This window comes from Microcoleus sp. AT8-A3 (genome assembly GCF_036705675.1).
In the GTDB taxonomy this organism is placed as follows: Bacteria; Cyanobacteriota; Cyanobacteriia; order Cyanobacteriales; family Microcoleaceae; genus Microcoleus.
Genome location: NZ_JAUBVD010000022.1, coordinates 1 through 8718, shown reverse-complemented (window position 1 = coordinate 8718; position 8718 = coordinate 1). Strand labels below are relative to the sequence as shown.

The following is an 8718-nucleotide window of genomic DNA, read 5'->3' as shown; positions in this document are numbered from 1 at the left end:
AGGAGATAGCCGACTACGACAAAGCCTTAGAAATCAAACCAAATTATCACGAAGCCTGGAACAATCGGGGCATTGCACTGTATAATTTAGGCAGGATTGAAGATGCGATCGCCTCCTGCGACAAAGCCTTAGAATTAAAACCCGATTATCACGAAGCCTGGAACAATCGGGGCGTTGCACTGGGTTGTTTAGGCAGATTTGAAGAGGAGATAGCCGACTACGACAAAGCCTTAGAAATCAAACCAAATTATCACGAAGCCTGGAACAATCGGGGCATTGCATTGGGTAATTTAGGCAGGCTTGAAGCTGCGATCGCCTCTTTCGACAAAGCCTTAGAATTAAAACCCGATTATCACGAAGCCTGGAACAATCGGGGCATTGCACTAGCTAATTTAGGCAGATGGGAAGAAGCGATCGCCTCCTGCGACAAAGCCTTAGAATTCAAACCCGATTATCACCCAGCATTTTATAATAAAGCTTGCTGCTATGCGTTACACAGTCAGATTGACCAAGCAATTCATAATTTGCAGCAAGCCATCAATCTGAATCCTGACAATTGGCGAGAAATGGCAAAAACGGACTCTGATTTTGACAGCATTAGATCGCACCCTCAATTTCAAACCTTGATTCAAGGATAGAGATTTGTCGTTTGGTGGGGGCGGGTTTATGAGGTTGTTAGTTATTGGCAGAAATTGTTGGCGAACCCGCCCCTACAGCATCACAAATACACACTATTTCTTAGTCCGCGTAGGCGGAGATTGTTTGTGTAGATGCGGTTTCAACCGCCTGGTTATCTGAATAAATAGTACAATTAAACTTAGATACTTCTCGGAGACAACGACTATGCAAGTCACAACCCAAGAAATCATTTATCCTTCCAGCGACGGTCAACCAATGGCAGAAAGCACAATTCAATACGAATTAATTGTCAAAATCAAAGAAGGTTGCGAATCGCTGTTTAAAGATGACCCAAACATTTTTGTTGCTGCCGATTTACTGTGGTATCCAGTTGAGGGGAAACCGGAAATTTCTCAAGCACCTGATACGATGGTGATATTTGGGAGGCCAAAGGGCGATCGCCTTTCCTACATACAATATCGAGAGGATAATATTGGCCCTCAAGTCGTTTTTGAGATTCGATCCCATAACGACAGCAATACTAAAATGAATAAAAAACTTTCATTTTACCAGCGTTATGGAGTTGAGGAGTATTACCTTTACGATCCACAAAGAAATGAGTTGGAAGGTTGGCAAAGAATTGAGGGAAATTTAGAAGTTATTGAGCCTATGGAGGGATGGATTAGTCCGAGATTAGGTGTGCGATTTGAGTTGGTAGAAGATGGGTTAGAAATTTATCGACCTAATGGAGAAAAGTTTCTTTCCTATGCGGAATTAGAAGAAGAGAGGTTATTAGATCGTCAGCGCCTACAACAAGAGTCTCAAAGAGCCGAACAAGCCAATCAAAGAGCCGAACAAGCAGATCAAAGGGCCGAACAAGCCAATCAAATTGCTCAACGTTTAGCAGCTAAATTGCGCGAATTGAACATCGATCCAGATAGCATTTAACCCCGAATAAATGCTCAGAAGCCCGGTTTGTTTGAAAAATGTCGTTTGTGGCGATCGCGGTTATTTGTGGTTTTAACGTAATCCTGTCAGCCCGATCGCCCTTTCCTCTTTTCTACGCAGTCAATCGATTTTGGATTTTAGATTTTAGATTTTAGATTTTAGCATTGACCCCACGGATAAATTCGGGGCCTTGTATCCTGGATGGTTTCGGTCAGCTCAAAAAAATAGTATTAATCTATACCTACCAATCCCAGCTCTAGAATTATAATAAAAAAAATTGAAAAAGTCCCCAAATTCCTGTAAAATTGCCATAAATAACCAAATAGGATCGATCGAAAGCACTCAAAGGCGAAAAAGATCGCATATAAAAAAGAAAAGAATCAATTAGACAGAAAATAATGAGGTGAAACCCCTTGCAAAAATTAGCCAGCATAGAAAAGCCGATCGACTCAGGGGAAAAATCCATAGCAGTCAACACCCAAAAGGCTCAAACCTGGTACGAACGCGGCAACGCCCTAGAAGCAATGGGACGCTTTCAAGCTGCGATCGAATCCTGGGAAGAAGCGATCGAACTTGAACCAACATTTTATGAAGCCTGGTACAACCAAGGCGTAGCCCTCAAAAAATTGGGCCAGCTAGAAGAAGCGATCGCAGCCTACAACCAATCCCTAAAAATCAAACCAAACAATCCCCAAGCGTGGTACAATCGAGCCAACGTTTTGCGGAAGCTCAACAGACTCTCAGAAGCGATCGCATCCTACGAAAAGGCGATCGCACTCAACCCCAGCTACCCCGAAGCTTGGACGAACCGCGGCAACACCCTCGTCAGCTTAGAAAAATTATCAGAAGCGATAGCCTCCTACGAGAAAGCTATAGCCATCAAACCAGACTACTGCGAAGCTTGGTACAACAAAGCATTTGCCCTGAGAAAATCAGACCAAAATACAGCCGCGATAACTTCTTACGACAAAGCGATCGAACTCAAACCAGACTTGCATCAAGCCTGGTACAACCGCGGCTTAGCCCTAGCCGATGAAAAACTCTACCCGGAAGCCGTCGCCTCCTACGACAAAACCCTGCAACTGCGGCCGAATTCCGCCGAAGCTTGGAACAAACGCGGCAGGGCGATCGCACAAATGGGACAATTTGAATCAGCGATCGCATCCTGGGACAAAGCCATCGCACTCCACCCAAACGACAGCGAAACCTTTTACAACCGTGGCTTAGCCTTCGCCAACTTACAACGCTTTGATGAAGCAGTCGCCTCTTGGGACAAAACCGTAGAGTTGCAGCCAGACAACACCGAAGCCTGGTACAACCGCGCCATCGCCCTCAAAAAAATTCAACGATTTGCCGAAGCGATCGCCTCCTACGATAAAATCATCGCACTCACACCCGACGATCCAAACCTTTACTATCAAAAAGCTTGCATTTACGCCATGGAAAAAGAAGCAGGCGAGCTCACAAACAGCCCCGAACTTGTAGCTACCAGCATCCGGCTGGCGATCGAAAACTTATCCAAGGCGATCGAACTCAATCCGCATAAATACCGGAAATTGTGCAAAAATGACTCTAAATTGCGTACAATACGGGAAGAAGTGCGGTTTTTAGCTTGATTTCAGGGTAGCTATGATTGATGGATACGGATGCCGCACTGCAACCTTTGTAGGCAAAACAGCACCATAAACCCCCATCATGCAAACCCTAGACAAAACTCAAGCAAAATTCGCTCAACTGGCAGCCCACCTCAGAGAAGTTAACGACATCGAATCAGCCTCGTCGCTGCTGCATTGGGATCAATCAACTTATATGCCGGCCAAAGGTGCAAATGCCAGAGGCCGCCAGTTGGCTACTCTCAAACAAATATCCCACGAAAAATTTACAGATCCAAAAATAGGTGAACTCCTAGAAGACTTGCGTTTCTACGAACAAACCCTGCCCTACGACTCCACCGCAGCCAGCCTGATCCGCATCGCCCGCAGAGACTACGATCGCGCCTCCAGAGTCCCCGCAACCTTCATGTCCGCACTCTGCCGCCACCAAGCCGACTGCTACGAAGCTTGGGCCGCGGCCAGGGCAGCCAACAACTTCGCAGCCGTTGAGCCGTATCTCGAAAAAACCCTAGAATTAAGCAGGCAATACGCCGATTTTTTTCCCGGCTACGAACACATTGCCGATCCTTTGATCGATCGTAGCGACTACGGCATGAAAGTATCGCTGTTGCGCCCGCTTTTCGCCAAACTGCGTCAAGAATTAGTGCCGATAGTCGAAGCCATCACCTCGCAACCTCCCGCCGACGACTCCTGCTTGCACCAAGACTTCCCAGAATCCCAGCAACTAGAATTCACTCGTAAAGTCGTAGAACGCATGGGGTACGACTTCCAACGGGGACGGCAAGACACCACCCTGCACCCGTTCATGACCAACTTCTCCATAGACGACGTGCGAATTACCACCCGCGTCTATGAAGACCACTTGGATCAAGCTTTGTTCAGCAGCATCCACGAAGCCGGACACGCCCTCTACGAACTCGGAAATTCCCCGGAATTTGAAGGTACCCTTCTGGCAGGTGGCATTTCCTCCGGCGTCCACGAAAGTCAATCGCGACTTTGGGAAAATATGGTCGGGCGCAGCCGCGGTTTTTGGGAATGTTTCTACCCGCAACTCCAAGGCATATTTTTGCGACAGTTGGGACACGTATCCACTGACGCATTTTACCGGGCCATTAACAAAGTCTCGCGATCGCTCATCCGCACCGATGCCGACGAAGTAACCTACAACCTCCACGTCGCCATCCGCTTTGACCTAGAATTGGCAATGGTAGAGGGAAAACTAGCAGTCCGAGACCTCCCTGAAGCCTGGAACGAACGCTATAGAACCGACATCGGCGTTGTCCCCGCCACAGACAGCGAAGGCGCGATGCAAGATGTTCACTGGTATGTTGGTACGATCGGCGGAATGTTCCAAGGTTACACCCTCGGCAACTTGATGAGCGCCCAATTCTACGAAACAGCAGTAAAACTCAATCCTGAAATTCCCGTAGAAATAGAACGGGGCAATTTTAGCGTACTCCACAACTGGCTAAAACAAAACATCTACCAGCACGGCCGTAAATACACCGCTGTCGAATTGATCGATCGCGTTACCGGTTCACCTTTAACTATCGATCCCTTTATCCGCTACATTCGCCACAAATACGGGGAATTTTATGTCATTTGAGGGATAGCAATGTAAAATTGCAGGCTTTTAAATTACCTAAAAAAAACAGGCGATACTAACTTGTATCGCCCCCCCTTAGAGCGAATCTCAAAGAAGATATAAAATTAAGCGGCTACCTATATCAGAACTGTTTCAGGCTGTTATGGCCAGCGACAAAAAATCCGACTTGCCTCAGTTTGCCAGCAATTGACGCGCTTTGGGCAACAAATATTTGCTGCGAAACGATATAGTTAACACTTTTGTTGCCTACTGCACCAAATAGGAAAAGCCCGAACAGTTTTATCAATCTTCCCTAAATTCAACGTAGTGCCGCCGGGAGTCAACGAAAGTGTCTACTTTCCCTACACGCGGATAGAAGACCGGGTGCAAGGCGATCGCGATCGGCCGGGCGAACTGCTGTTTACTCTAGAAGACCCCGAACAAGTCTTTGGATAACTCGACGATCCGCACAAGCGCCCTTTATTTTCGATGGCCCGGCTCGATCGCATTAAAAACCTGACCGGCTTAGCAGAATTGTTCGGAAAAAGCCAGGAATTGCAAGAAAAATGCAACTTAATTCTAGTAGCTGGCAAACTGCGGGTCGAAGAAACCGAAGACTACGAAGAAGCAGAAGAAATTAAAAAACTCTACGCAATTATCGACCAATACAACCTTCACGGTAAAATTCGCTGGCTGGGAGTGAGGCTTTCCAAAAGCCTGTCCGGCGAAATCTACCGGGTAATCGCCGACACCCAAGGTATATTTGTTCAGCCAGCATTATTTGAAGCTTTCGGCTTGACAATTCTCGAAGCAATGATTACCGGGATTCCCACTTTCGGGACGCAGTTTGGCGGCCCGCTGGAAATCATTCAAGATGGCGTAAATGGGTTTTATATCAACCCGACCAACCACCAGGAGACTGCCCAAAAAATTCTCGACTTTTTATCGAAATGCGAACACAATCCCAACTATTGGTATAAAATTTCAACGCGAGGAATTGACCGAGTTTACAGCACCTATACCTGGAAAATTCACACTACCAAGCTGCTGACGCTGGCGCGGACTTACGGTTTCTGGAACTACTCGTCCAAGGAAAACCGCGAAGATATGCTCCGTTACATAGAATCGCTGTTTTATCTCATTTACAAGCCGAAAGCGAAGGCTTTATTGGCAGAACACGCTAACCGATAAGTCGCGAGTTTTGCTTTTTATATCAAATCCGTTGGTATCGGAATTATTCCTCTCTCTCTTCCCTTTCTCTGTATCCTCTGCGTCAAGAGGGGTTTAATAATTCCGATACAACTGAGATGTTGTACTATTCTCAAAAACAGGCTTTTCGGCCTGTTCCACAAGAGATGAATTTTATTGTGGAACAGGCCGAAAAGCCTGTTCCTAAGCAAGTAATTGAGAATGGTGCAACATCTCAGATACAACCGAAATTGATATTACGGGGAGATTAAAGGAAAAAACTTCGCCTTTCATAGATCAACTTTGTACAAAATACGCCTGTCAAGATTTGTGAATGACTGCCGACTTTGTACCATAAGACTGAGGCTAAAAGATGTGGTTTATACGAAAATATGGGCTTTGGTAACGAAACATCTCGGAATCAATCGGCTTTATTAGGAATAGTGCGAACCGGCTCCTACTTCTAACAGGTAACTTCCAACTCGCAACTTCTGAATGGTGGTTTCCCCATTGCCGAAATTCTAGAGACCGGGGCAGATATAGCAACCGCGCCAGACGCTTAGAACTTTCTTAATGGCCTAAACCAATGCGGTCTATTACCCCTTCCCTCGGACTTCTTGTTACCCGATCGCGAAGTCGAAAGTCATTCTTCCTTCTTGCTTCTGCTATATGTCTCAGAAAGCTGTCCGGGTAATACAATTAGATTTAGAAACATGAAAACAGGGAAACCTTGTCAAACCTTACCAACAGGATGAAATTTATGCGTGTGACTACTGTTACGATTTTCAGCTTGATTGCTCTGCTCGCTCCCGGCTTAACCCGAAAGGCAATTGCTGCTTTTGACTCCGAACCCTTGGTGCAGGAAGAGTACCGCAGAGACTTTACGGCTCCCGCCGAGCCGGGTTCGTCAGCATCGCCGGAGGGAAAGTCCAAAGCAGATATGTTTAACAAGCCTTTTTACGCGGGCGAGCAGGCGCCAGTCAGAAAGGAAAAAACTATCTCGGCGGGTGCTGACGGGCCAGAAGTTGCAGCCATACAGCAGCGCTTGCAGGTGCACAGTTTCAAGGTGGGGACGATCGACGGTACCTATGGCTCTCGCACTACATCGGCGGTTCGTGCTTTTCAGCAGTCTAAGGGTTTGAACGCAGATGGCATTGTGGATAAAGAAACTTGGACAGCTTTAGCAGCAGATCCGGCATCAGCTTCTGAAACTGTGCAGAGCAATGCTCCAACTCTGAGCAATGCTGCTGTTGCCGGCAATCCTCCAACTCTTCTGAATAAAGGCGCTGTCGGTTCCAAGGTGAAGACGCTACAGGTGCGTTTGGAAATGCAGGGTTACGATCCGGGCCCGATCGACGGCATTTTTGGCGCTCGCACTGCTACGGCTGTCAAGAGCTTTCAGGAGAATAAGGGTTTGACCGCTAGCGGCATGGTGGACGACACAACCTGGAAGGCGCTGGGCCAAAAGTAAGCGACGAGTGAAAAATACGGAAAATTGCTGTGGCGATAACTCATGATTGAACCCGGTGTCCCAAAATGACCGGGTTTCTCGATGTTGAGCGATCGAGCAATTTGGTCATCAGCCTGCGGATTTATCAGTGGGTCGCTTTCTTCAATCTAAAATCTAAAATCTAAAATCTAAAATCGATGTTGGGCGATCGAGCTATGGGGTCATCAGCCTGCGGATTTATCAGTAGGTCGCCGTATTCAATCTAAAATCCAAAATCTAAAATCTAAAATCGCTTGACCGATCGCTCTGTTGTGTGCTATAGTATTTAAATGTCAAAATGCGGATATGGCGGAATTGGCAGACGCGCCAGATTTAGGTTCTGGTTCCGAGAGGAGTGAAGGTTCAAGTCCTTTTATCCGCATACTATCTAATACTTTATAAATCAAGGGTTGGAGGTTCATGGAACCAAGAATCCCGTTTTTTGCTCATGTTTCGCTGACTCTTGCGAGTAAGGCGGTCGATTCAAACACTCTGTGCGATCATCGCAATGTTCGAGCATTTGCGTACCCTTGACTGTGATGTTTTAACTTCTGATGATGCCGATCGGGCGAATCAAGGGATTCCCGATCACCAGTAGAATAGTAGATGGCTAAAACAGGAAGTTTAGATATGGGACTTAATGAGTATTTTGATTTCTTAGCACCGGATGATATTCGTATTAAAGGACATCGCATCGGGATTGAGACGGTACTGTATGAGTATATTTATCGGGAACGCACCCCAGAAGAAATTCAGCAACTCTATCCCTCTCTCAGTTTAGCAGAAGTTTATACGACTATTTTGTATTATTTACAAAATCAAGAATCAGTAAGTAGATATTTGCAAGATTGGTTGGAGTGGTCGCATCAGCAGCGAAAAATGCAAGCAGCAAATCCCCATCCTGCAGCAGAAAGATTGCGAAAATTGAAAGCTGAACGGGAAAGGCAAACCGCGATCCAGGGTGCTTGAGGAATGGCACTTAAATATTTGATGGATGAGAATGTTACGCCCATTTATGCTACACAGCTTCGCCGGAAACGCAACTAATACCAAGACCGAATCATTCATCTCCCCTTAACATAAATCCACACTCCGATCGCGTTCTAGAGAATGCTTGGCGTTATTACGATCGCCACCACCAAGAAATCGATCGCCTCATTGTTGCTCATCAAACCGATGATTGAAAGCGTGAGGCTGTATTACAGCACTTCCGGGTGTTATGAGGTACAATAAGAATAGATTAAAAAAATACACAAATGAAAGCATATTCAGTAGAT

At 46.3% G+C, this 8718-nt stretch carries 9 protein-coding genes and 1 tRNA gene; all 10 read left to right on the top strand.

Annotated elements, in window-relative coordinates; genetic code table 11:
• Positions 1-638, top strand: a 638-nt coding sequence (locus tag QUB51_RS14935) for a tetratricopeptide repeat protein (RefSeq protein WP_333208323.1), incomplete at its 5' end; no start/stop codon positions are given.
• A 205-nt stretch (positions 639-843) separates the two neighbouring features.
• The gene (locus QUB51_RS14930; RefSeq protein ID WP_333208324.1) at positions 844-1566 is read left to right on the top strand and encodes a Uma2 family endonuclease; all 723 of its coding nucleotides are present in this window, start codon (positions 844-846) and stop codon (positions 1564-1566) included.
• A gap of 413 nt (positions 1567-1979) precedes the next feature.
• Complete coding sequence (locus QUB51_RS14925) at positions 1980-3182, top strand: tetratricopeptide repeat protein (RefSeq protein WP_333232200.1); 1203 nt, start codon at positions 1980-1982, stop codon at positions 3180-3182.
• A gap of 79 nt (positions 3183-3261) precedes the next feature.
• A complete protein-coding gene (locus QUB51_RS14920; protein WP_333053243.1) occupies positions 3262-4785 on the top strand; it encodes a carboxypeptidase M32 in 1524 nt (507 codons plus the stop codon).
• A gap of 249 nt (positions 4786-5034) precedes the next feature.
• Positions 5035-5220 carry a hypothetical protein gene (locus QUB51_RS30420; protein WP_445299380.1) on the top strand — a complete coding sequence of 62 codons (186 nt, stop codon included), beginning with the start codon at positions 5035-5037 and terminating at the stop codon, positions 5218-5220.
• 33 nt (positions 5221-5253) lie between these two features.
• Positions 5254-5955 carry a glycosyltransferase gene (locus QUB51_RS14915; RefSeq protein WP_445299462.1) on the top strand — a complete coding sequence of 234 codons (702 nt, stop codon included), beginning with the start codon at positions 5254-5256 and terminating at the stop codon, positions 5953-5955.
• Between the two features lie 757 nt (positions 5956-6712).
• Entirely contained in the window at positions 6713-7423 is a 711-nt protein-coding gene (locus tag QUB51_RS14910) for a peptidoglycan-binding protein (RefSeq protein WP_333232202.1), read from the top strand.
• A gap of 318 nt (positions 7424-7741) precedes the next feature.
• Positions 7742-7823 (top strand) — tRNA-Leu (locus QUB51_RS14905).
• A gap of 224 nt (positions 7824-8047) precedes the next feature.
• The gene (locus QUB51_RS14900) at positions 8048-8410 is read left to right on the top strand and encodes a DUF433 domain-containing protein (protein ID WP_445243027.1); all 363 of its coding nucleotides are present in this window, start codon (positions 8048-8050) and stop codon (positions 8408-8410) included.
• Between the two features lie 141 nt (positions 8411-8551).
• Entirely contained in the window at positions 8552-8674 is a 123-nt protein-coding gene (locus QUB51_RS14895) for a hypothetical protein (RefSeq protein WP_333262286.1), read from the top strand.
• Positions 8675-8718 lie beyond the last annotated feature (44 nt).